Annotated in this window: 22 protein-coding genes; 12 read left to right on the top strand and 10 right to left on the bottom strand. The window is 44.4% G+C overall.

The genetic code is table 11. The features are described from left to right. Positions 1-153: 153 nt before the first annotated feature. Genes bcsG through bcsE form a run of 3 tightly spaced genes read right to left on the bottom strand, consistent with a single transcriptional unit; the run spans position 154 to position 3,535 of the window. The gene (gene bcsG, locus IQP38_RS13150; RefSeq protein WP_193837647.1) at positions 154-1,779 is read right to left on the bottom strand and encodes a cellulose biosynthesis protein BcsG; all 1,626 of its coding nucleotides are present in this window, start codon (positions 1,777-1,779) and stop codon (positions 154-156) included. Continuing rightward, positions 1,779-1,955 (bottom strand): hypothetical protein, encoded by a 177-nt coding sequence (locus IQP38_RS13155; RefSeq protein ID WP_017819966.1) that lies wholly within the window; start codon positions 1,953-1,955, stop codon positions 1,779-1,781. Before IQP38_RS13155 ends, bcsG begins: the two co-directional genes overlap by 1 nt. Beyond that, on the bottom strand, positions 1,952-3,535 hold the full coding sequence (bcsE, locus tag IQP38_RS13160; RefSeq protein ID WP_193837648.1) for a cellulose biosynthesis protein BcsE: 1,584 nt from the start codon (positions 3,533-3,535) through the stop codon (positions 1,952-1,954). The genes IQP38_RS13155 and bcsE overlap by 4 nt, the downstream gene beginning before the upstream one ends. A 470-nt stretch (positions 3,536-4,005) precedes the next feature. Between bcsE and IQP38_RS13165 the strand changes: the two genes are divergently transcribed. From IQP38_RS13165 to IQP38_RS13190, 6 genes are read left to right on the top strand one after another with little or no spacing between them, the layout of a single operon-like run. Beyond that, positions 4,006-4,203, top strand: a complete 198-nt coding sequence (locus IQP38_RS13165; protein WP_021034149.1) for a hypothetical protein — start codon at positions 4,006-4,008, stop codon at positions 4,201-4,203. After that, positions 4,200-4,979, top strand: coding sequence for a cellulose biosynthesis protein BcsQ (bcsQ, locus tag IQP38_RS13170; RefSeq protein ID WP_025767000.1), 780 nt, complete (start codon positions 4,200-4,202; stop codon positions 4,977-4,979). The genes IQP38_RS13165 and bcsQ overlap by 4 nt, the downstream gene beginning before the upstream one ends. A gap of 3 nt (positions 4,980-4,982) precedes the next feature. Continuing rightward, positions 4,983-7,616 carry a UDP-forming cellulose synthase catalytic subunit gene (gene bcsA / locus IQP38_RS13175; protein WP_193837649.1) on the top strand — a complete coding sequence of 878 codons (2,634 nt, stop codon included), beginning with the start codon at positions 4,983-4,985 and terminating at the stop codon, positions 7,614-7,616. Next, positions 7,606-9,891, top strand: coding sequence for a cellulose biosynthesis cyclic di-GMP-binding regulatory protein BcsB (gene bcsB / locus IQP38_RS13180; protein WP_193837650.1), 2,286 nt, complete (start codon positions 7,606-7,608; stop codon positions 9,889-9,891). The genes bcsA and bcsB overlap by 11 nt, the downstream gene beginning before the upstream one ends. Beyond that, positions 9,891-10,997, top strand: a complete 1,107-nt coding sequence (gene bcsZ, locus IQP38_RS13185) for a cellulose synthase complex periplasmic endoglucanase BcsZ (protein ID WP_005382071.1) — start codon at positions 9,891-9,893, stop codon at positions 10,995-10,997. Before bcsB ends, bcsZ begins: the two co-directional genes overlap by 1 nt. Then, the gene (locus IQP38_RS13190) at positions 10,988-14,752 is read left to right on the top strand and encodes a cellulose synthase subunit BcsC-related outer membrane protein (RefSeq protein ID WP_193837651.1); all 3,765 of its coding nucleotides are present in this window, start codon (positions 10,988-10,990) and stop codon (positions 14,750-14,752) included. Before bcsZ ends, IQP38_RS13190 begins: the two co-directional genes overlap by 10 nt. 60 nt (positions 14,753-14,812) lie before the next feature. On the opposite strand, the gene IQP38_RS13195 is transcribed toward IQP38_RS13190, so the two are convergent. The 3 genes from IQP38_RS13195 to IQP38_RS13205 all read right to left on the bottom strand — a co-directional run bounded on the left by IQP38_RS13195 (position 14,813) and on the right by IQP38_RS13205 (position 17,925). Next, positions 14,813-15,667, bottom strand: coding sequence for a co-chaperone YbbN (locus tag IQP38_RS13195; protein ID WP_005388628.1), 855 nt, complete (start codon positions 15,665-15,667; stop codon positions 14,813-14,815). A gap of 471 nt (positions 15,668-16,138) precedes the next feature. Next, positions 16,139-16,966 carry an SDR family oxidoreductase gene (locus IQP38_RS13200; RefSeq protein WP_025766996.1) on the bottom strand — a complete coding sequence of 276 codons (828 nt, stop codon included), beginning with the start codon at positions 16,964-16,966 and terminating at the stop codon, positions 16,139-16,141. Positions 16,967-17,010: 44 nt separating this feature from the next. Continuing rightward, positions 17,011-17,925: a TIGR01777 family oxidoreductase gene (locus IQP38_RS13205; RefSeq protein WP_005382076.1), complete on the bottom strand. Its 915-nt coding sequence runs from the start codon at positions 17,923-17,925 to the stop codon at positions 17,011-17,013. 254 nt (positions 17,926-18,179) lie between these two features. On the opposite strand from IQP38_RS13205, the gene IQP38_RS13210 reads away from it, so the two are divergent. The 6 genes from IQP38_RS13210 (at position 18,180) to yfcE (ending at position 21,426) form a co-directional block, all read left to right on the top strand. After that, positions 18,180-18,914, top strand: a complete 735-nt coding sequence (locus IQP38_RS13210) for a DUF1538 domain-containing protein (RefSeq protein WP_005382077.1) — start codon at positions 18,180-18,182, stop codon at positions 18,912-18,914. Further along, positions 18,911-19,702: a DUF1538 domain-containing protein gene (locus tag IQP38_RS13215; RefSeq protein WP_005382078.1), complete on the top strand. Its 792-nt coding sequence runs from the start codon at positions 18,911-18,913 to the stop codon at positions 19,700-19,702. Before IQP38_RS13210 ends, IQP38_RS13215 begins: the two co-directional genes overlap by 4 nt. Further along, positions 19,692-20,042 (top strand): P-II family nitrogen regulator, encoded by a 351-nt coding sequence (locus tag IQP38_RS13220; protein WP_054578025.1) that lies wholly within the window; start codon positions 19,692-19,694, stop codon positions 20,040-20,042. The genes IQP38_RS13215 and IQP38_RS13220 overlap by 11 nt, the downstream gene beginning before the upstream one ends. Continuing rightward, positions 20,039-20,446: a CBS domain-containing protein gene (locus IQP38_RS13225; RefSeq protein WP_005382085.1), complete on the top strand. Its 408-nt coding sequence runs from the start codon at positions 20,039-20,041 to the stop codon at positions 20,444-20,446. The genes IQP38_RS13220 and IQP38_RS13225 overlap by 4 nt, the downstream gene beginning before the upstream one ends. 149 nt (positions 20,447-20,595) lie before the next feature. Further along, positions 20,596-20,805, top strand: a complete 210-nt coding sequence (locus IQP38_RS26425; protein WP_005382086.1) for a hypothetical protein — start codon at positions 20,596-20,598, stop codon at positions 20,803-20,805. A 75-nt stretch (positions 20,806-20,880) separates the two neighbouring features. After that, positions 20,881-21,426 (top strand): phosphodiesterase, encoded by a 546-nt coding sequence (yfcE, locus tag IQP38_RS13230; protein WP_138939153.1) that lies wholly within the window; start codon positions 20,881-20,883, stop codon positions 21,424-21,426. Between the two features lie 39 nt (positions 21,427-21,465). Here the strand turns inward: yfcE and IQP38_RS13235 are convergent, their stop codons facing one another. Genes IQP38_RS13235 through IQP38_RS13250 form a run of 4 tightly spaced genes read right to left on the bottom strand, consistent with a single transcriptional unit; the run spans position 21,466 to position 23,973 of the window. Next, the gene (locus tag IQP38_RS13235) at positions 21,466-21,744 is read right to left on the bottom strand and encodes a SelT/SelW/SelH family protein (RefSeq protein ID WP_005382088.1); all 279 of its coding nucleotides are present in this window, start codon (positions 21,742-21,744) and stop codon (positions 21,466-21,468) included. A gap of 21 nt (positions 21,745-21,765) precedes the next feature. After that, positions 21,766-22,521: a sulfite exporter TauE/SafE family protein gene (locus tag IQP38_RS13240; RefSeq protein ID WP_033906922.1), complete on the bottom strand. Its 756-nt coding sequence runs from the start codon at positions 22,519-22,521 to the stop codon at positions 21,766-21,768. A gap of 46 nt (positions 22,522-22,567) precedes the next feature. Next, positions 22,568-23,083: a transmembrane regulator ToxS gene (gene toxS / locus IQP38_RS13245; protein WP_005382091.1), complete on the bottom strand. Its 516-nt coding sequence runs from the start codon at positions 23,081-23,083 to the stop codon at positions 22,568-22,570. 11 nt (positions 23,084-23,094) lie between these two features. After that, positions 23,095-23,973, bottom strand: coding sequence for a transcriptional regulator (locus IQP38_RS13250; protein WP_005389626.1), 879 nt, complete (start codon positions 23,971-23,973; stop codon positions 23,095-23,097). Positions 23,974-24,009 lie beyond the last annotated feature (36 nt).

A 24,009-nucleotide genomic window follows, 5' to 3' on the forward strand; every position in this document is an offset into this window, starting at 1 on the left:
GAGTTATTCCCTTAAGTGCATAATGTTCGATCCATTTTTACCTATTTATAGACAATAGACAATTGAAGTTCTGAGACCTTTGAGAGGTTATTGGTTTTTTATATGACAAAGGCCGGAAACACCGGCCTTTGTCATGGCATGGTTTTACTCTCGCTATTTTGCGGGGTATTCAATCCAACTTGAACCATCAAGAGAAACATAATACTTCCCTTGTACTTCAATCACAGTAGAGCCTGAGTTCTGCGCGACAACTCGTGTTTCTGGTAGGTTCTCTGTCAATATTGAAGGGCTAAACGTCTTACTTTGATAAATGTTTTTATCCAGGATATTCGAAACGAGCTGCGACAATGCCAGATAGCTAGATGGCTCGCTTACGTGTTCGGTGTCGCCCTGACGCTGAATTCCTTCTCCGAAGATTTTAATTCCTACCGGTGTATGAATGATTGTCGGTGCAGGAATTTCTCGCATACCCGAAATTTGCATGCGGTCTCCTCGCATTCCACCACCATGTTCTGGTACCAAAGCGACAACGATGTTGCGTTTTGAGGACTCTAAGGTTTTAAAGAACGCGTGGAGATCATCAAGCAAATTCTCAAGGCGCATTTTGTAGCTAGCAATAGATGTGCTTGAATTCGCATTGATGATCCTGTTGCCATCATGTAGTGAAATTGAGTTGTAGAGTGCCACGACTTTGTCGTCACTACTGTTAAGTCTTTGCTGCCACCAATTATCCAATACTTGCTTATCGCGGAAGATCGAAGAGCCATCAAAAGATTTTTGGTAAGGAGTTAAGTCTTCTTGAGACATAAGAGCCGCTTGTAAGTCGCCGTCTTTTTTGATCAATTCAAGGAAGCTATCAAAGACACCATTGTGGTTCATCAGTAAATTTTCTGTGAAGCCTAGCTCTTTCAAACTTTCGAACAAGTAGCACTGCTTTGATGTTGCTGGCTGGAACAGTTGACTGTGTTCCTGTTGACCACAATTGGCTCGTAACAGACGAATGACAGCAGGCCCACTGTATGACGTAGCGGAGCTAAAATTGTCGAACATGATGTCAAACTCTTTGAACAGCGGATGATCAGCCAGTCCTGCAATTTCGATGTCATCCCACGCGACCGAACAAATACTCAAGAACAGCAAATCAAAAGGAGCATCCATTGCGCTGTTTGTATCGAATGCCACACGTCGGGAAGCTTCTTTAGCAAAGAAATCTGCAGTTAACGTGTTGAGACTGGCATCATTAATTTCCGTTATTTGAGGTTGTTTGCCAGCAGTAACCTCGTTTGTCGGCTGTTGTTGAGTTACTTCTGCAGCCACTGTTGTCTGAGGTTCAGTCGTCATTGGCATACTTATATAGACCATCGCAATAACCACAAAGACTGAAACCCTAACAAACTTGCTCAAAATAAAGTACGCACCACACAAAGCGAGCAATCCGAGTATTGCTTGGAATGATAAAAATCGTCCCAAAAGCTCGACCAGATAACTCAATTCAAACTGCATTAACTGTCCCGCTTGAGCCCAAAGACGGTCTAGAGGAGGGAGATAAGAATCATAATGCAAGAGCCACGCTGCGGCGACAAATACAACGATATGACGTACCGCATTTAGGCTTTTCATCGAGATAGGAAGCAGGATGAAGATCAACAGCGCAAAGTTTTCCATTGGATGGAAATCGATGATTCCTTGAAAATAGAGCGCTGTTTTTGCGATAAAGTAAATATTCCACCAGCCCAATCCTATAGTGGAGGGGGTAGAGTCATGAGAATGCGATATCATTACTTAAGCTTCTTAGTGTTAGTGGCTGATGTATCTAGCTCAAAATAGCGCGAGCGTTTTAAGTGCTTGTGGTAAAAGCGTCGGGTAGCGTTTACTAGGTCACGGATAAAGTATCCTAGGAGTAGGCCAATACCTGAGCTGATAATCACGGTCAGTAAAAAATCGTTAATATTCATGAACGCTCCTTGAGCTCGATGGTTTTTTTCACAGCAAACAAAGGAGGAACATCAGTAATGGAGTTAGTGGCGGTATGGAATATTTTCCTCTCTGTCGCCAGAGCTGAAACGTCGTCGGATATGACGGCTTCATCTTGAACGATGAATTTTAACTCTGTTTCGATATCTAATTGAGTATCAAACGTGTGAGTTGAATGAAATAAGTCTCTCACTGGGAACTCAAATATATTGTTGAGTGCAATATCAATATCGCTATGTCGAATAGCACTGAACAAGACATATAGAGCTTTGTTGCAGGCTGTCACAACGTCGCCATCTCTTCGAATATGGCAAAGACGTAAACATTCCTCTGCCGTCATACCTGGTAATAAGTTCAGCTTGATAAGCGCAAAGTTCACATTTGAGTGTGTTGAGTGGGAAATGACGTCAATACAGTATTGGCTAAAGTCCTGGTTTTGTAAGTAGCCTTTGCTACCAAACTCAAAGTCATATTTTAAGAGCGCCTCTAAACTTTCAGGAATTGGGCGTGTAAGCATTTGGCCTTGAATTGCTTCAACCTGAGTCATAAAGCGCATGTGGGGGATTTGCGCGTGAGAAATGAAGTTTGCCCCCGCGCGAAGCAAGAACTTTTCATCTGCATATCTCAGACATTGTTGGGTCTCCCTGACAATAATCTTTAGTCGACGGCCATATGCGGACCTTAAACGGTAGCAATCTAACGCGATCTGTTGAACTTCGCTTTGGTTATCGCAGCTGAAAATAATCGTTGAAGAGCGAGGGTTGTCTAGCATCGCTATGAGTCCTTGATTGCTCTCTGCCACACGCATCCCTTTTGGGGCTTTCACGCTTTCTCTGAAAGCTCTTCTGCTGACATAGATTCTATCACTATCCGATTTGTCTTCTGGCATGACATGAGATGGATGCGTTTCGTAAGACGTTGCTTTTAGTGTTTTATCTTTAGTTTTAGTGAGAATGTATTCGTGTTGGGTAATTACACCGTGTTTATTGGACCAAAAATCCACAAGATAGCAGTAGCGAGCGTCATCTAATGATGTCATGGTCGCCAAACCTGCAATGTGTCTATTGTGAGAAATAAGAATGGGCTTTAATAGTGAAGTCGTCAGATGCCCATATATACAAACACTAATAGTGATTTTTTTATTATTTGCCAGCTCATTTAAGCTTTGTAGAAAGACACTTATAAAATCATCATTAGTTGATGATAGTAGCGAGTCTGGAACAACTAATAGACATGTAGAAAACTTCTTTATGTTCGTTTTGTGAATGTCTTTAGCAAGATTTATAGCTTTGGGCGTTTTTTTTGTGAATTTATGACTAAGAAAAAAACACTGTTCAAGGTAGGTTTTAGATAAGTCATTGAATTTCATTAAGGCTTCATCATTCAATGTGGACAAAAAAGTTTCTTTGTCTGTAAAGCTTGTAAGTGAAGTGTTGTCATTTTCCGGTAGTGTACTGAACAAATAATCAATAAGCATCTGTTTATGAGTAAATAAGTTTACATAAACAGAGTTTATCTCTCGTTCGTTTTTAATAGCAGATGATTCAGAGAGTGATGACATAAAGAGCCTTAAATCAATAACTTAATGTGTTTTGCGAAGCTCACAATCCGTTGTATGCTAATCGTTACAATTTTGATTTTCTTAGTGACAAGAAAATGACGCTAAGATATTAAACGAAATTGATCAGAAATTAAAATAGTTATAGCATGTGCTTCACATGATGTTTATGAGTTTAAAATCAATAGTCTCTAAGTCTATGATTCTCATTTAAAATATTTAAATTTCTTATATGTATTAAATGGATGGTAACAATTCATTATTGTAATCCTTTTTTCTGAAGTTAAATATTATTTAGGCCTTTGTTATTTATATGGGCTATAAATAAACTTATTCACATTCATCATCGTTCTATAAATATGAGACGCATAGGTCGATGCGTCAATTTTTTAACAATGGAATTTATACTGAAAATGATAGTGGCGGGATTGCTGTTATCTCAGTTTAAGCTCCGTTACATTGTGAAAAATTCTATGACTGAGTCTGCAAAAGATATTAATTCGATCTACTCTTCTTATAACTTAACTCAATACACGTATATTGAAACAACAGAAAACGAGTCTTACGTACAAGTTAAAAATAAGTGGCAAGTCTTCAAAGCCAACGGTGCTCGTAATGTTCTATCTTTGGTACGTAATACGCAGAAAAATTCAGAAACGGAAGCGATATGAAGCGCCTTCTATTTGTTAGTTTAAAAGGCGGTTGTGGCTCAACGACCGTCGCTGCGAATTTGGCACAAGCGTTAGTTAAGATAAATAAACAGGTACTGGCCATTGAGGTGGTGCCTAATAGTTTACTGCAAGCTCATCTTGGCTTGCCGAGGGAAGAGCAAGGAGGCTGGGCGAAACAACTTCTTTTAGATAAGCCTTGGACCCAGGCTGGTTATGAAAGCCCACAAGGTGCACTTTTTTTACCGTTTGGCCATCTGAATTCTGAGCAGTTAAAAGCGTTTTTTAATGAGCGTTCTCACTATCTATCAATGTTAGGTGAAACGACGTTGCAAGTGAGCGAAAACCGTGGTGAACAGTGGCTGCTTTTTCACGCCGACTTAGCAGAGCTTACTGATCCTGAAGTGCGATCTTTTGTCGACTCAATGGATATGATTGTGGTGGTGGTAACGGCAGACGCCTTGAGTTATCTCACTCTTCAATCTTGGCTACAACATGAAGAGCTATCGAGATTGCTTCGCTCTGACAAATTACGTTTTTTGGTGAATAAATATCAGCCAGAAACCGAAATTGGTCGTGATTTCATGTTGGTGCTGAAAAAGGAACTTAGCGAATCCTTGATTCCTGTTTCGATTCATCGAGATACGGCATTGCTTGAATGTGTGGCAAACCTGACGACCGTTCAACACTATTCGCCATCGAGCCAAGCCGCAAAAGATTTTCAGTCTTTTGCTTTTTGGTGTGTATCAGCGTTATCAAGCGCTCAGGACCAAAGCTAATTTATGCGAAGTCTTAATCTGATTTTCCAACGTTGGGTAGTGGATCAATTCAGACTGCAGAAGAACGCTTACGAGCAAGCCTGGAATTGTAAAACAAACTGGGTTGGTGAGTGTGCTTTGTCTTTTTGGTTTTCATTGAGTTTTGTATTTTTAAAGCCGGTTATTTCGGGTGTTCCCTCATGGAAACTGCCTTTGGTTTACTATCCAAACGTTAATTTTGCTGCGCCAAGATGGTTTGATCCTGTACGTTTTATTATCCAAAGCGTGTGGTTGCTTTGCTTCAGGCAAAACGTAAATACAGCATGGTCCAAAAAAACCAGCAGCTTAGCGATGACTTTAGCCGAGCAAATTCGCAATGCGTTCTACTTGCCATTTGAATTGGTTGCAAAAGGCGTCCGCTGGTTAGAACAGACAGCGAACAACATCAAAGATCCACAAGTTCGAGAGCGTATTAAAGCAAGTAAGTCAGCGATGGCGTTGAACTACACCTTGTTGTTTTTCGTGGTGTTAATCGCTTTGCTTTGTTTTACGGTGCCATTTGGTTATCAGGCTCAGACTGTCTTTGTGCTGTTACTCTGGGCATTAGCGATGATGGTCCGTCGCATGCCGGGTCGTTTTCCTACCATGCTTTTGATCATCTTGTCGGTTACGGCCTCATGTCGATACTTGTGGTGGCGTTATTCGTCTACCCTGAACTGGGACGATCCTGTTGCTTTGTTTCTAGGGGGCGTTTTACTTCTAGCTGAGACGTATTCTTGGATTGTGCTGATGCTTGGCTATTTCCAAAATATCTGGCCATTGAATCGCAAACCAGTATCGATGCCACCGGATCAGTCAACTTGGCCAACCATTGACTTGATGATCCCTACTTACAACGAAGATCTCGATGTTGTGAAAGCGACGGTTTATGCCTCGTTAGGTGTCGATTGGCCGAAAGACAAACTTAACATCCACATTCTGGATGACGGCAAGCGTGATAGCTTCCGAGATTTCGCCAAAAGTGTAGGGGTGAACTACATCCGCCGCCCAACGAATGAACATGCGAAAGCCGGTAACATTAACTATGCGTTGAAGCAGACCAGCGGTGAGTTTGTTGCGATTTTTGACTGTGACCATATTCCTACACGAGCATTTTTTCAGCTCACAATGGGGATGTTCCTGAAAGATCCAAAGTTGGCGCTTATTCAGACGCCGCACCATTTTTTCTCACCGGATCCTTTTGAGCGTAACTTATCGAACTTTCGTAACGTGCCAAACGAAGGCAACTTGTTTTACGGCCTGATTCAAGATGGTAACGACTTATGGGATGCGACTTTCTTCTGTGGCTCGTGCGCTATTTTACGTCGAGAGCCTTTAGAGGAAGTCGGTGGTATTGCAGTCGAAACCGTGACGGAAGATGCGCACACGTCTCTGCGCATGCACCGTTTAGGCTATCGTTCTGCATATCTTAAGCAGCCGATTTCTGCTGGTTTGGCGACAGAAACATTGTCTGCACATGTTGGGCAACGCATTCGTTGGGCTCGCGGGATGGCGCAGATATTTAGGGTAGATAATCCATTGACTGGAAAGGGGCTTAAGCTCTCTCAACGGCTTTGTTACGTCAATGCCATGCTGCACTTTCTATCTGGTATCCCGAGGATTGTATTCCTGATCGCACCCTTGGCTTATTTGTTGCTGCATTCCTACGTGATTTATGCACCAGCGCTGGCGATCATTTTGTACGTATTACCCCACATGATTCACGCCAGCATGACCAACTCTCGTATGCAGGGTGACTACCGTTATTCGTTTTGGGGTGAGGTATACGAAACCGTGCTTGCTTGGTATATCGCAAGGCCAACAACGGTGGCTTTGTTTGCGCCCCATAAAGGGACATTCAACGTAACGGCAAAAGGCGGTTTGGTTGAAAAGTCTCACTACGATTGGGTTATCTCTCGACCATATTTGGTTTTGGTTGCACTCAACATTTTGGGCTTCGCTGTAGGGACTTACCGAATGGGGTGGGGGCCTCAAAATGAAATCGGTACAGTTATCGTGAATCTCGTATGGACGATGTACAACCTGTTGATTTTAGGTGCTGCCGTTGCGGTTGCAGTAGAAGCTAAACAAGTGCGAAAAGATCACCGAGTAGAGGTGGCGATTCCTGTCGCGGTTAGGCTTAATTCTGGGCATTTAATACAAGCGCAGATGAAGGATTTCTCTTTGGGGGGCGTGCGCATAGAAATTGACGGGGTCGATGAACCAACCTGTGCTTACTTACTCGGTCAAACCTTAGAAGTGATCCTCAATCGAGGTGGCCAAGAATTCGTCTTCCCTATGACGGTTGCCTATGCTCATAAGGGGATATTTGGTTTACAACTCAACGAATTGTCTCATCAACAACGAATCCAATACGTCCAATGTACATTTGCACGTGCAGATACATGGGCGAAATGGCAACAAGGTTATCAATCAGATAAACCTCTATCGAGTATGCAGGCTGTACTGCAAGTCGGCTTTAATGGATACAAACGCTTGCTGCAACATTGTCCTAAGTTTGTTCAGGTCAGTGTGGATGCACTTTTATTTTGTATCGAATTTATTTGGTCACTAAGACCTCGTTATGTCCCAATCAGGACCTCAAGTCATGCTAAATAATAAAAAACTAACAGCGTTGACAACGGCTATCACTCTCATGTGTATGTCGTGCAGTCTCGCGGCACAAGAAGTAAGTCAGCAACAAGCAACGCCTTTGGCACAGCAAGATGCTGAAGATTCGACCGTGTTTAAGCGCGTCATCCCATTTAGTCAATTAGGTTACAGTGGTTCAATTGCTATCCAAGGTAGTGAGGCCAGTGCTTATATTGGTTTCGGTTCGCGACTCGATGAGGTGGTATCTAAAGCAACGTTGCACTTTGATATCACACCTTCGCCAGCGTTGCTCTCTTTGGTTTCTCACGTCAAAGTGTATTTGAACAACGAACTTATGGGAGTAGCGTCAATCGTCGATGGCCAGCAAGGCAAAAAGTTGAGCTTATCTATGCCGCTGGACACTCGTTACTTTAGTAATTACAACCAAATTCGCTTTGAGTTAATAGGGAATACTCAGAAAGACTGTGCTAACCCCAATGACTCGAGCATTTGGGCTGAGATTAGCCAAAGTAGTCGAATTGAGATGCTTGCTCAAAAGACAGTGCTGGAAAGTGACTTGAGTTTGTTACCGGCTCCTTTTTTTGATGTCCGTGATTTCAGCCAGTTAAATCTGCCTGTCGTGATGGGTAGCAAATACGATTTAGATGATGTCAAGGCTGCCGGTGTCTTGAGCTCTTACTTTGGTGCTCTTGCGGGTTGGCGTGGTGCTCAATTCCCTTTTAGTGTCGACACGTTACCTAAGCGCAACGCCATTGTCTTTGTTACCAATGACAACAAACCTGAGTTTCTGAGAGATTTTCCAGACACGGATGGCCCTCGTCTTCAAGTCATCACTCATCCAACAGACCCGTACGTGAAGCTTCTTCTGGTGACAGGCCGTGACAGTAAGGAGCTTAACATTGCGGTGCAAGGTTTGGCGTTGGGAAACCAACTTCTTACTGGACCAATCGCGAAGATTAATGAAGTCAAACAAATCAAACCACGAGTCCCGTACGATGCGCCAAACTGGGTGAGTACGGCTCGTCCTGTTGCATTGTCTGAGTTAGTCGAACAAAAAAGCATGCTGCAAGTGGAAGGCCGAACGCCTCCACCAATCAACGTAAGTTTGCGTTTACCACCCGATCTCTTTACTTGGCAAAGCCGTGGTATACCGATGGATCTTAACTATCGTTATTCACCGCCTGCTGCGGATCATTCCGGCTCTCGTCTGACTTTGAGTATTAATGACCAATTCATTGAGGCGTTCAACCTAACCACAAAAGGTCAAGGTGGAGAATCTAACCGTATACGTGTTCCTTTGTTAGATGATGGCATTCTAAGTGGTGATACGTTTGTTCGCATTCCGGCTTTTAAGGTGGGTAGTCAAAACCGAATCGAGTTCGAATTTGGCTTTGCTTCGGTGACCGATGGGCAGTGCCAGGTAACGCAGCCAAGTAAGCAATACGCGGTTATTGATGGTGATTCTACTATTGATTTTAGTGGTTTCCCCCACTACATCGAAATGCCGAACATGCGCGCTTTTGCTACATCCGGTTTTCCTTACACTCGCATGGCTGATTTGTCAGAAACTGCTATTGTTGTTCCAGAGAGTGCTCCAAAAGAAGTGTTGCAAACCTTCTTAAACGTCATGGGGTCATTGGGACGTGACTCTGGGTACCCAGGTATTCAGGTGCTTTTGACAGATAAATGGAATGCTGAGCAACTAAAAAATAAAGATATCCTGACGATTGGTGTTGTGGATGCACTAGAAGAAGCCGCTAATAATCCTGACCAAGTTAACTTAGTGGTTAAAGAGGGTCAGAGACAAATTCGCCTACCAAGCAAAAATGAAAAGCAGCTCGGAATGAACTGGATGAGTCCAAGTGATGCTCGTCAAGCCGCCGCAGATTATGTTTCTGTCGAGGCAGAAGGCTCTTTTGCTGCTATTTATGGTGCAGAATCGCCATTTACGAAAAAACGCAGCGTCATTTCTATTATGGCGGCTCACCCGTCAGATTTTTCGTCGGTTGATCGCGCGTTGGCTGACTCCGGTAAAGTGGAGCACATGTTTGGCTCGGTGGTGACGTTGAGAAATAACGAAGTAGCAAGCTACAACGTGGGTTCGCACTACTATGTCGGTAAGCTTCCTGTGTGGCAGCTCGTTTGGTATCACTTCTCTAATCACCCAGTCATCGTTGCGTGCTTTGCCGCCTTGCTAGTGGTGATCGTAACCATTGTGCTTTGGCGCGTATTACGTCAAGTCGCGTCTAGACGTTTAGAAAAAACTGAGGAAGAGGAATAATGAAAAAACTCATCTCGTTCCTTATGTTGTTCGTGTCTCCTTACTTGTGGGCTAACACCTGCGAGTGGCCACAATGGGAAACATTTAAGTCGGTATACATGGAGCAAGGCCGAGTCGTTGATGGCAGTGACGAGCGTATGATTACAACCTCGGAAGGCCAATCTTACGCATTGTTCTTTGCCTTGGTTGCCAATGACCCTAAAACCTTCGATCAGGTTTTAAAATGGACTCAATCACATTTGGCTGGTGGGGATTTGACGGCAAGGCTTCCTGCTTGGTTGTGGGGAAGAAAAGAAAATGGTCAGTTCGGAGTCTTGGATTCTAACCCAGCGTCAGATTCTGATTTGTGGATAGCTTACTCCCTTGTTGAGGCGGGGAGATTATGGAATAACTACTACTATCAGACCCTTGGACATCTGATCGCGAGTCGTATTTTACGTGAAGAAACCGTCAACATAGCGGGAGTTGGAACGGTATTGTTGCCAGCTCCAACGGGCTTTGATGCCGACGGCCAGTACCGTGTGAATCCGAGTTATGTTCCGTTACAACTGATTGCTCGTATGCAGTCGCTGTACCCGCAATACAACTGGGACTCAATGTATAAGGCAAGTGTTCACATGCTAGAGAAAACGATGCCAGCTGGCTTTAGCCCAGACTGGGCAGTATTGAGAAATGGTCGTTATAGCTCAGATGTGGTTACAGGGCCGATGGGCAGTTACAACGCCATCCGCACTTATCTTTGGGCGGGTATGCTAAATGACCAAGTTTCAGAAAAAGCAGTATTAGTACAAAAAATGCAGCCGTTTGTCGCGGCAACCAAAGCCCTTGGTGCGCCAGCGAGAGAAGTAAATACTGAAACGGGTAAATATACCCAAGCAGGAAGCGCAGGTTTTTCTGCTGCGGCTCTTCCGTTACTCGCGGCTTCTGGTGAATCTACGCTCTTGGAGACGCAGTTTCGTCGTGCTCAAAATGAACTTGTGGTGGACAAAAACGATCATTATTACGACAACGTATTAAGTCTATTTGGGCTTGGTTGGCATGAAGAACGTTACCGTTTTGGTGTGCAAGGTGAATTGCTTCCTGTATGGAGCGAGAGATGTCAGTAACAGGACGCGCGTTATGGTGGATTCCACTGGTTGCTTTGGCGACTGGTGGCGTCGGCACTGTGCATGCAGAAAGCTTTAGTTCAAAACCTCTGACAAAGTCGCAGCTCGCACAGGTCTACAAGCCTATCGAGCTGGTTCAATTTTCCACATCATTAGCACGAGTTGACTCGGTTGAGTGGTTGGTTGAGCAGCTAAAACTGGCGGACGCGATTGGCCGAGATGATATTGTCGAGAGTACTCTGGAGAGGCTGTTCGCGATTGAAGAAAGCAATCCAACGGGGCTTTTCTATCAAGCGAATATGTATCTGAAACGTAAGCAGCCAGAATTAGCAAAACCGGTATTTGAGCGCTTAATCAGACAGGCGCCTCATTCGACTCAAGCGAAAAACTTGTCATCGATTATGGCTATTCAGGGAGAGAAAAGAGCGGATTATCAGCGCGCTCAGTTGCTTGCAAAATCTGGTCGTTACGATGAAGCGATTCAAGCTTACAAAGCCCTTTTCCCAAATGGAATGCCATCACCAGCGTTACAACTGGAATTCCTACAGTTGCAAAGTAATTTGCCAGGCAGTTGGAGCTCGGTAAAACAGGGACTGGAACGTTTAAATGCAAATTATCCTACTGTTCCGTCTTTTCAACTCGCGTTAGCCAACCACATTCGCAAAGAGAATCCTGCTGATCCATGGATTCTCGATACCTATAAAAAGTTAGCGCTTGCTCCTTCGGTTGGAACAAATGCGGCAACGTCGTGGTTGCGTGCATTGGATCAATTGCCTATTTCAGATCAAGTTGTTCAGCAATATGCCATCTTAGCTAGCTACTACCCGTCTGACATGGAGATACAAAGAGCGAATCAAAGCGCGAAAGATCGCTGGAAAAAGGAAAAGGAACTACGCAAAGACCCCACTTATCTCGCCAAGCTCAAAGGGTTAGCGTTGCTCGAGGAAGATAAAACCGACCAAGCAGAAGCTCAGCTGCGTTATGCGTTGACGACTCGTCCGCAAGATCCTGAATTGCTTGGTGCTATGGGTAAGGTTTATCTACGTAGAGGGCAGCAACAAAAAGCGCTCGGATACTTTAAACAGGCTCAGCACTTAGATCATAATCCTGACTCGGCCTCAAAATGGGCAGCGCTAATCGAGACTTCTCAATATTGGGCGTATCTTGATCAAGGTGATGCCTTGGTCGAAAAAGGCCAGTTTAAGCAAGCAGAAAGCGCTTATCGAAAAGCGATTCAAGTAGATAAATCCCAACCTTATGCTTATTCATCATTAGGCTCTTTGTATCTGGTACAAGAAAATTATGCCGCGGCAGAGAAGGTTTTCAAACAAGCTTTGCAACTGGATAGCAGCAATAGCTCTGCATTGCGTGGTCGCTTAGATGTTCGTATTCAGCAGCAAGATTGGTCTGGCGCGGAAGCACTCGCGCGCAGTTACTCAGCCCAACAGCAGAAAGTGGTCGCTGAAAAAATAGCGAGCATCAAGTCGGAAGTTATTTTGACTCGTCTGCGGATCGCAATCGCTCAAAATGATCAGGCAACGATGAAAGCGTCCGTAGAGGAATTGATAGCGCTACAGCCAACCTCCCCATGGTTAAGGCTTGATATTGCTGATGTTATTCATTCAATGGGCGACAAAGTACGCGCGGATACGCTGATGTCCGATTGGGCTACATCTAGTAATGACCCTGAAATGAAATTTGCTTACGCGCTTTATCTCGCGCAGGACTTCAACGTGAATGAGGCCATCGCTGAGCTAGAGAGTATCGCACAACATGACATGACAGACGCAATGCAGCGCAATTTAACCCGCTTGAAGCTTGATGCTCAGTTGAGAGACATTCAAACGCGTTACTTAGCTTCTCCCGAATCAGTAATGGCGACATTACGTGCGCTAGAGTCGGATTATCAAGGTCAAATTCAACCGCTCGCTCGTCTAGTGAGTGCGTGGTTAGACATTGATGAAGTTAAGGAAGCTGAGAGGATTTTCCAAAACATTTCGCTTTCAGAAGATTGGTCAACCGATGACAAACTGGCTTACGGCAGCATGATGGTAAGCTTGAATCACTTTGAAGATTTTGACCGTTGGTACGCGGACTTAGCATTAAATTCCGCAACACAAGATTTAAGTGCTTCGGAAGCATTACAGCTTGATGAACTCAAAACCCGTCGACTGTTGAGTCAAGCGGATCTGATGCTGGTTAATCAACAGCCTAAGCTTGCGTTGGATTTGTATGAACAAGTTTCTTTAAAGCCTGAGCCATTTAAAACTCAAGCAGAAATTGGCATGTTGCAAGCTAGTGCTTTGACTGGGTATGAAGCGACGTATCACGACATGCACCTCATTTTGAATAAAAAGCGCGATAGCTTAACTGCGGCACAGTTGATGACAGTGGCCGCGGTGTTTAATCAACAAGGCTATCGAAATGACGCTAATGCGCTAAATCAGTTGTTGGATGCGATGCCTGATGCTGACGCATTAGCATTTCGCAATAGCATGTCTATAGCAATGGAAAATCAACAGTGGGCGTTAGCTGAAACACGCGCCTATCAAGCCTTAAATCGTGACCGAATGGATAAAAATCGTGAACCTGAAGAGGCGAAAAAAGAACCCCTAAGCTTACGCGAGCTATATGATACTGCTGACGACTACTGGTTGACTCGTAACGTCAAATCGGACATCGATAAACTGCATGATCGGAGTGATGGGCATGTCATGATTGGCTGGGATTACAGTGCACGAGATGGCCGTAATACTTCGAATCAAGTGCCCATAGAAGCCCGAATCCCGATAGAGAGCTGGGATGGGCACCTGTTGCTAAAAGCCGATTATGTTTCTATCGATTCAGGTCAGTTGGACTATTATGAAAAAACCACCGATTCTGACAGCACTTCGTTCCAAAATGACGCATCAGGTATGGCATTTGGAGTGGGCTGGCAGGCTGAAGATTGGTTGGTCGATATCGGCACGACACCAATTGGTTTCGACCATACCACATGGGTTGGTGGTGTGCGCATCAATGGGGACCTGGGTGAGTTCGGTTGGACGGCAGAAGCTTCGCGTCGCCCTGAGACCAGTAGCGCGCTTTCTTATGCTGGAATGTCTGTCCCTAGCGGCACGACTGACCCTCAAGGGACTAAATGGGGCGGAGTTGCTCGTACTGGTGTGAAGTTGAGCTCAAGTTGGGACATTGGTGGCCCTTACGGTTTTTGGAGTAGCTTGCAGTATCATGTTTTGACTGGTGAAAAGGTTGAGGACAACACTCGTTTAGGCGTGCTAGGTGGAGCGTACTACAAGTTAATTGCAACGGATGACCAGCGTTTAAGTATAGGTACAAACTTAATTTACCTTGATTACGACAAAAATCTGGGTGAGTACACGCTAGGTCACGGTGGCTACTACAGCCCGCAAAGTTACTTCTCGGTGTCTTTACCTATCAACTTTTATGGCCGATACAACAGTTCTTGGTCATATCAATTGAGTGCATCCGTCTCTAACTCTTGGACTAAGGAAGACGCGCCATACTTATCGACAGTAGCGGAGTCAGACAAAGGTGGTGGTTTTGGTACGTCGTTGCAAGCGGCGGTAGAAAAGCGAGTCAGCAAACGTTGGTATCTTGGTGCGTTAGTCGATGTACAACGTTCTGAGTTTTATACACCAAACCATTTCATGCTTTATGCCAAGTACACCTTTAATGATCGTTGGCAACCAATAGAGTATCCGCCAGCAGCACCAACGTTGTATAGCGACTTCTAACAAAAAACAAAGGCCGGAAATCCCGGCCTTTGTTGTCTTATTCCTAGAAGAATGCGGCGCTTAGTACAAAATTGAGTAAAGCTGGCGACGATATTTGCTTGCTAATGCGTTACCTTGACCTAGCGCACTGAGAATATCCATAAAAGTCTTCTTCACGTCACCGTCTTGGGCGCCCAAGTCTTTTTTAAGAATATTCCACAGCAGTTCCAACGCTTCTTCATCCCGACCAACTTGGTTGTATTGTACCGCCAATTCACAAGCGAGTTCGAAGTTTGCCATGTCTGCTGCGTATGCTTGTTCTAGTCGCTGTAACTCAGGGCTATCTGCAGCCTGCAAATGCAGCTCGAGCTTGGCTATTAGGCTCTTGTAGTAGTTATCTTGATACTCGAGAGGGATAGCGTTCAGTAGTTCTTGGGCAATATCAAATTGTTTGGTTTCTAGCAAACAATCAGCCATCGCGAGTTTCACATCACCACGCTCTTGCAGCTCTGGCGGCAAAGTGTGGATGATGCTCAAAGCCTGAGCATGCTCACCTTGCTGAAGAAGTTCACTGACTTGTTTTAATAGTTGTTCATCTGGGCTTGGCAAATGCTTTTGTAGCATGGTAGCAATGGCATCAATTGGCTGGGGGCCTCCCAGACCATCGACGGCTTGACCATTTATAAACAGCGCGATAGTTGGCAATACTTGCACGCCAAATTGAGACGCTAAAGCGGGCTGATCTTCACAATTTAGTAGAGCAAGCGTAAATGCACCGTTGTACTGTTGAGCAAGAGATTGCAACTCAGGGAGTATCTGTGCGCTTTCTGGCTGAGCGTTGGCCCAAAAGTGGATCAAAACGGGCGTGTTCATTGATCCTTCAAGCGTTTCGCGAAAGTTCTGTTCTGTTATCTCAACGATAAATGGGGATTGCATCAGAGTATCCTTGCCTTGTGTCTTGTCGTTGATATTAGATATGGAGTTGATTTAGGTGAAATTCAAGCGACATTCACCATCAATAATGATCATTCTATTTTGAGAAAACGTGAGGTAATAGAGTGAGGTTATTGCTGCTCAGGTGTTAGATAAAAAGAAAACGCTGCCGAAGCAGCGCAATTCTAATGCTATTTGTTAGTGCGGTATCAAAATAGGATGAACATGGTCAACACTACACCCACACTAAGCCAGTTAAGCTGATTTAATGTCATTGTTGCCTCGCAGTAGTATAAACATTGCTACAAAACGTAATGGGTGGCGATACCAAATCTAAGCAACTCAATCACTTTGGGCGAAAGAATCCCCGCTGAATTGCGTAGAAATTGATTCGTTTAGTTGAGGTTTTTTTAACCTACATGTTCATAATGACATCACATTGTTACGGTGAAATTACATTTCGACAAAACTTTTTTATGCAGCCTGTCGCAAAATTTTATCAAGTACACGGGTTGGTAATAGTCTTTTCAAGACTGCGAATAATTTAGTCGGTGTAGTAATTCGATAACGAATTTTCGGTGAAACGCTAGTTAATGCATGAAGAACTGGTGCGATGCAAGACTCTGCAGGCAAAACAAATCGATTATTAGACTTGTCGTTGTTGAGTCGCTCTCTTTGTCCTTCATAAGCATGACGATGGGGGCTAGATTCAATATCAACCCACTTCTCAAAGGCTCGTAATGCATTGTTTCTAAATTGAGTTTCGATCGGTCCTGGTTCTATCAATGCCACTTTGATATTCGTATCCGCAAGCTCTAGCCTGAGCGTATCTGTCCAGCCTTCTAAGGCAAATTTTGATGCATTATAGGCACCACGGTATTTCATTGCGGCAAAACCAAGAACAGAGCTGTTTTGTATGATGCGTCCTTCGCCTTGCTGGCGCATATGAGGAAGCACCTCTCTGACCAACTGGTGCCAACCAAAAAAGTTGGTCTGAAATTGATCTTGAAGAGCCTCGGTGGGTAAGTCTTCCAGTGCTCCGGGCTGACCATAGGCACCATTATTGAACACTGCGTAAAGCTTACCTTCTGCTAACTCTAGCGCTTGCTTCACGCCCGAAGAAATGCTTTCTGGGCTATTTAGGTCTAGATTGATGCAGGTTAGCCCTTCATTAATTAGGCGCTGGACATCTTGTTCTTTCCTACAAGATGCAATGACATTAAATCCCTTGTTTTGTAGGGCGTGAGCGCACACGTAACCGATGCCGGTTGAACAACCCGTAATAAGAATCGACTTTTTCATAATTTAATTTAAGACTCAGAAACCTTGATTAGAGCCATCATTCATCAGCTCCGGTCATGAAGCAAGTGCTTGAGTGCTGGCTCTATTCTGGAGTAGCTAAATTTAAAGCCCAGTTCGGTGAGTTTTTTGGGTTTGGCTCTCATGCTATCAAACAATAAGCAGGAAGATTCTCCCATTAGGAGTTCCATCGCCCATTTAGGCGTGAACAAGATATGCGGACGTTTTAGCGTTTTAGCTAGTGTGCCGCTGAATATACGATTAGTCACAGGATGGGGGGCGCACATATTGAATGCACCGTGGGCATGTGGTGTTTCAAGCAAGTACATGATGGCGCGGACCATATCTAGGATGTGAATCCAAGGCATGTACTGATTACCGTTCCCAAGTGGGCCGCCTACGCCAAGCTTGTAAGGTAATAGCATTTTTGCCAACGCACCACCATTAAGGCCGAGTACCACGCCAGTTCTCAGTAGACAAACCCGTGTTTGTTCCGACTCTGCGCGCTTGGCTATTTGCTCCCACTTTGCACAAACCTCGTGAGGAAAGTCGTCGCTATTAACATGTAAGCACTCATCAAACGGATGGTCTTGTTGATCACCATAGTAGCCAACTGCCGAGCCACTAATAAAAACAGAGGGAGGTTCGGTACTTGCGTGGATCAGCTCAACAATTTGCTCGGTAATTTTCCAACGACTTTTGCAGATTTTTTCTTTTTGCTCGCTGGTCCACCTTTTATCCGCAATAGGCTCACCTGCAAGATTAATGACGGCATCAACGTGATTTAGATCGGCGAACGACTCGAGCGAGTCAAGGTATTCGATATTACCCAGATCAGCATGCTGTAGGCGTTGTTTTGCTCGCTCTGGAGAGCGTGTAAGTAGCATAACCTGGTGAGTTGATAGCAGCTTGAGCAACTCCGAGCCAATAAACCCAGTGCCACCTGTGAGTAATATCTTCATGTTATCTCTTTGAATGTACACGTATTAGAACATTATAGTCGTTTTGTGCTTAGCTTGATCATCTCAACACCATTATTTCTGGGATAGTGACAAGCTGGCAGAGATACTATTAACTTCACATATTAGAAAATATGTAACTAAATGTTATAGATGGCGCTAGTGCATTCACGGTAGAAGAGTGAAATCTATGCCAGACTAGAAGTTATCGCTCATTGGAATGGCGTAATCAGTTTGCACAATCAAGGAGGATAGGCATGGAAGCATTTGTTGCGCTTTTTCGAGCGCTCCTCAATAGTGCTCGTGACTTATTACCCATCATCATTGTTATCACTTTTTTCCAATTAGTCGTTTTGCAAGAGCCGCTGCCCAACCTGGTCTCCATTCTTTTTGGCTTGTTGCTTGTCGTTTTAGGATTAACCTTTTTTATCTTTGGCCTAGAACTTGGTCTTTTTCCTATCGGAGAGAGTATGGCTCAAGCCTTTGCAAAAAAAGGCAGCGTGTTTTGGTTATTAGTCTTTGCGTTTTGTTTGGGGTTTGGCACCACGATAGCTGAACCTGCATTGACCGCGGTAGCGGAAGAAGCCTCAGAAGTTGCGGCAGAGGGCGGAATGATCGCTAACTCAGAGCAGTCCATGCAGGATTACGGAGAAGGACTTCGAGTAACAGTAGCTCTCTCTGTGGGGATAGCCATCGTTATCGGCGTTTTGCGTATCTTAAAAGGGTGGCCGATTCATTACATGATAATTGGTGGCTATGTAGGCGTTGTAATACTGACGTGGTTTGCACCTGAAGCCATTATTGGCGTCGCTTACGATTCAGGAGGTGTAACAACGTCCACCATAACAGTACCTTTGGTCACTGCACTGGGCGTCGGTTTAGCGTCTTCTATTAAAGGGCGCAACCCTATGGTGGATGGCTTTGGTTTAATCGCTTTTGCCTCGCTGTTACCGATGATGTTTGTGATGGTTTACGGAATGGTCGTAACATGATTTCAATTGATCATTTCCTAGACACTTTATTATCGACCGTTAGAGACGTCGTTCCCATCGCCAGCATTATTTTTGGTTTTCAGTTAGCCGTGTTAAGGCGTCCTGTTAGCAACCTTAAGAAAGTTTTGCTTGGGTTCGTTTATGTGATTTTCGGGCTAGCTCTTTTTTTACTTGGATTAGAAATGGCGTTGTTTCCACTTGGGGAGACGATGGCTGTGCAATTAACGGCGCCGGAGTTTTTACAAGAGTTCAAAGTATCGGTAGGGAAAGCCTTAATGTGGGTCGACTATTATTGGGTTTACACCTTCGCCTTTTTTATAGGCTTTAGTACCACGATTGCAGAGCCTTCTTTAATCGCTGTAGCGATAAAAGCAAACCAAGTCTCTGGAGGCAGTATCAGTATTAACGGCTTGCGCGTAGCCGTTGCGTTTGGGGTGGCAATTGGTATTGCATTAGGGAGTTACCGGATTGTCGTGGGCGATCCCATTCATTATTACATCATCGCGGGTTACATCGTCGTTGTGATTCAAACGTTTTACGCTCCTAAGCTTATTGTTCCACTCGCCTACGATTCTGGAGGCGTAACAACTTCTACCGTCACTGTCCCACTTGTAACTGCATTAGGGTTAGGGCTTGCTTCGACCGTCCCTGGAAGAAACCCAATGATTGATGGCTTTGGCTTGATCGCGTTTGCCAGTCTATTTCCTATGATCTCTGTGATGGGCTATGCGCAAATAACCCAGTGGCTGAATAAAAACGTCTCGGAGGAAGAAGAAAATGCGCTTTAAATTGATACTTGCGTTTGTTGAAGACAGCAAAACAGACAAGGTGTTGGACGCTGCACGCGATGCTGGTGCGACCGGTGCAACAGTGATTAACAATGCTCGCGGGCAAGGTTTAAATCAAAAGCGAACGTTTTTTGGTTTAACGCTAGAAGTGCAAAAAGATGTGCTGCTGTTTGTGGTCGAGGAACATCTATCTCGACACATATTAGAGACCATTAATGAGGTTGGTGAATTTGACAGAGAGTCGGGACAGGGGATTGCTGTTCAGATCGATATTGAAGATGCAGTCGGTGTCGCGCATCAAGTCGAGACATTGACCAAAGTAGTCGAGGATGAATTATGAGTGATCAAACGATAATTAGAGTTCGAGATGTTATGGCGGCAACGTATGTAATGGTTGATGGACTGATGACCGTATACGAAGGCATAACGCTAGCGAAAAAATACCAAGTCAAAGCGCTGGTGGTGAAAAAGCGAGATGATAATGATGAATATGGCATCGTGTTGATGAATGATATCGCCAAAAAGGTGCTGGCGAATAATCGTTCTCCTCAGCGCACAAATATTTATGAAATCATGACCAAGCCCGCTTTGTGTGTCGAACCAGATATGAACGTAAAATATTGTGCACGTTTGTTTGAGCGATTTGGCATAAGCAGAGCGCCGGTCATTGAAAGTGGCGAGGTCATTGGGATGGTGAGTTATAACAATATTGTCATCAACGGTATGGTGCGAGAAGAAGTGTAATAGGTTGATATAAATGAAAAATCAACGAATTTTTTCTCAAGTCAGCGACTGTTACAAAGAACTAAAATATTTAATATATGTTAGGTTGCATATGTGTTAATTCACCATTATTCTTTGCGCCCTAAGCCTAATGTCGAGGAATCTGTATCATGCCTTTAGTCTCTTGCCCCGTGTGTGAGAAACAAATCTCAAAACGCGCTCATGCATGTCCAGGATGCGGAGAGCCCGATCCGCTGCACCATCTAGCCAAATCAAAATTTATGTCGATGGTGTTTTGGATACTGGTGTTGGTTGGAACAGCGTATGCAGCATGGTTCTATGTTTTGCCTATGGTCATTGAATCATTGCGCTATCAGTAGTATTCAAACCGTCGTAGGTTGAGCTGCTAAAAAAATGCCGTAGAATGACCTCATACTTTTTGAGGAGACAATGTCGTGAAACTATTTTTTGCCTCAGACCTGCATGGCTCTTTGCCAGCAACTAAAGAAACCATTGAGCTATTTCTGGCCTCTGGTGCGCACCACATGATTTTGCTAGGAGATACGCTAAACCATGGGCCGCGAAACCCTATTCCGGAAGGCTACAACCCTCCACAGGTAGCAGACTTATTGAACCAATACAGTGATCAAATTATTTCTGTACGTGGCAACTGTGATAGTGAAGTGGACCAAATGCTATTGAAGTTTCCAATGATGATGGATTACTCATGGGTGCTACTTGAATCTGGCAAGAGAATCTTTTTGACTCATGGTCACTTGTACAACTCTGAAAAACGGCCGCCACTGCGCGAAGGTGATATCATCGCCCACGGGCATACACATGTTCCCGTCGCAGAGATGCAAGATGGAGCCATTATATTCAACCCAGGCTCGATGACATTCCCACGTAATGGCTTACCGAGAAGCTTTGGTACTCTAGAAGACAATAAGCTAACGGTAAAAACGCCAGAAGGCGAAGTATTAGCACAAACCATGATTTAACGGTTTTACTAAGTAAAAAAATAGGGAGCGAATTGCTCCCTATTTTGTGTCTGAATGTCCTAAATCGCGTTCTGGGTCGATAATGTCTCTAACGCGCTGTTTTAGCACCTTGGCTTCAGGAAAGCCGCTGTCTTTTTTCCGTTCCCAAATTTGCTGGCCATTACAGAAAATTTCGAAGCGACCACCTGTGTCCGGGTGTAAGCTGATTGTTTCTATTTCTTCGCTAAAAGTATGCAGTAATTCTTGCGATAGCCAAGTTGAACGCAACATCCAGTTGCACTGGCGGCAGTAATAAATATCAATGATTGCTTTATCCATGAAACTTTCCTTTTAATCTTTTTAAACCAGCAACTTGATGCCCACCGCAAACGTGAGAATTTCGAATGCAACTTTAATCACTCTGTTACTGTATCGAGTCGCGGCCCATGCGCCTAAACTGCCGCCTAGAAAAGAGCTTAACAATAAAACAGGTAACCAAGCCCAGTGAATAGGCGCCCCTGCCTGTACGACGGCAATGCCTCCAATGCCATTCCAAAACAGGCCGACACAAATCATGGTGTAAGCAACGGCTTGTTTGTAGTCGTAACCAAACCAGCGCACCAAAAATAGTGTCACGAGCAAACCAGAACCTGCGGTAAGAGATCCGTTAATGATGCCGATAAACAGTAAGCCAATTCCACCAATAACCCAACCGATAGGATGACGGTTACGTATTACTTCAGCTTGGCCTAGCGATGTCTTAAATCGCGAGTAGATACCTAGCGCTAGGATCATCGTGCCGAGCATCTTTTCCGCGATACCATCAGGGATCTGTACAATTAAGTTAGCCCCTAAAATCACGCCAATACTACCGGACAAGATAAGGTAGAGCGCGACTTTCCATTTAATAGTGCCTGATCTTAAATGCGTGCTTGCTGCGCCTAAGCCTAAAGCAACCGAAGCCACCTTATGTGTGCCTAGCGCAACGGAGAACGGTAAGCCGAGAAAGATGAGTAAAGGGAATTGAAGCAAGCCTGCTCCGCCACCAGAAAGTGAAGCCAGCGTGTTGGCGATTAGTGAACCGAAAAAAAGGGTAAGGGTATCTAGCCAATCCATAAGCAAAACAAAGGGGGCGTCTTGCCCCCTTATCATCCAATCAAAATTAGTTTTTAAACAGTACCGAAGAACCGTGGTTCAAGCTAGTGAGCAATAGTGTTTTTTCGTTCACGACGTCAATACGACGACTTTGCTCCGCATCTAGCTTAAAAATTTGAGTAATCAAACGTAGCTGTGCTTCGGAAAAGTCTTTTGATTGAGAAGATGAAATATCTTTAAACTCCGAAGGCGAGACCAACAAATAGTTGTCACTTACTTCCCAGCGGCCTTTTTCCGAGATATTTATCGTTGATTCTGCGGTTGAACCTTGAGCGAATAGTTTGATATTTGCTACGCGAATATAGTCACCATTAGGGAGATATTTCACGTTTGATTCAACATTAACTCGGCGTAGTGGGCCGACAGTATCGTCAGGCAAGCTGTCTGTAATGACTGTCACCATGGTCGACTGCCATTCGTTTGCTGTGAGGAGCTGCTCCACTTTTAGGTCACTTCCCCAATACAACCAACTACTGAAAAGAACGGATACGGCCAAAACCGCAGATGCTAATTTAATCTTCATATTGGCCTCCTTTATTTGCAGATGTCTGTTGGATCGTTTTGACCTGCGAAAATACGCAGTGTTACGTTCTCGTAAGAGTGGTTACTGTCATGAATGTAGTTCAGAATCAGCTGGTTATTTTGTCCACCAGTGGCAATCACTTCCACTGGCAACGAGTCTTCTGCATGGTGCTTCACGTAGCGCTCAATGCATTGCTCTATTGAAGGCAACCAGTTGTTGATTTGAGGGTGATTTACAGGTGTCATCACTGGTACATTTTGATACTCACCAATTTGACGGAATTGGGATTCCGCAGGGTTCGTGAATAACAATACGCAAACAGGAAGCAGCAGAGACAAAAAGATAATGACACGCGGTAGCCAGTTAATCGTGTTAGATGCTGGCTTCGGCTGAGTTTTAGTTGGCTCTACTTGAGGCTCAATATCAGCAGTAGTATCGGTCACTACCTCTGTCGGTAGCATATCGCTCGCTTCTAACTCCACTGCTGGCGCTTCTTGTTCAGAAGAGGTTTCTTCAGCGTCAGTGTTAGAGTCAGTAGAAAATGGGCTCAAGCGTTCCACTGAACAAATGAGTTGGTAGCCACGTTTAGGTACCGTTTTAACAAACTCTGGAGATTTTGTTGAATCCTTCAACATCTTACGCAGAGTAGAAATCGCTTGAGTCAGGCTTGAGTCATCCACCTCAAAACCTTGCTCACGCCAAACAAACTCGTGAAGCTCGTTACGGGTTAAAACTTCGTTTGGTCTCTCTGCCAACATCAGAAGTATACGGCTTTCGTTGCTTCCTAATCGTACAACGTCGTTGCCGTTTTGTTGGTCAGCGAGCGAATTACTATTTGGATCAAAGGTGAACCTTTGAGCAAGTAGAAATTTGGTGCCAATGTTAGTCATTTAGTTCTTCTTAGATGGATGATGTTGTAATTATGG

It is taken from the genome of Vibrio sp. OPT41, from assembly GCF_015163595.1.
GTDB classification, from domain to species: Bacteria; Pseudomonadota; Gammaproteobacteria; order Enterobacterales; family Vibrionaceae; genus Vibrio; species Vibrio alginolyticus.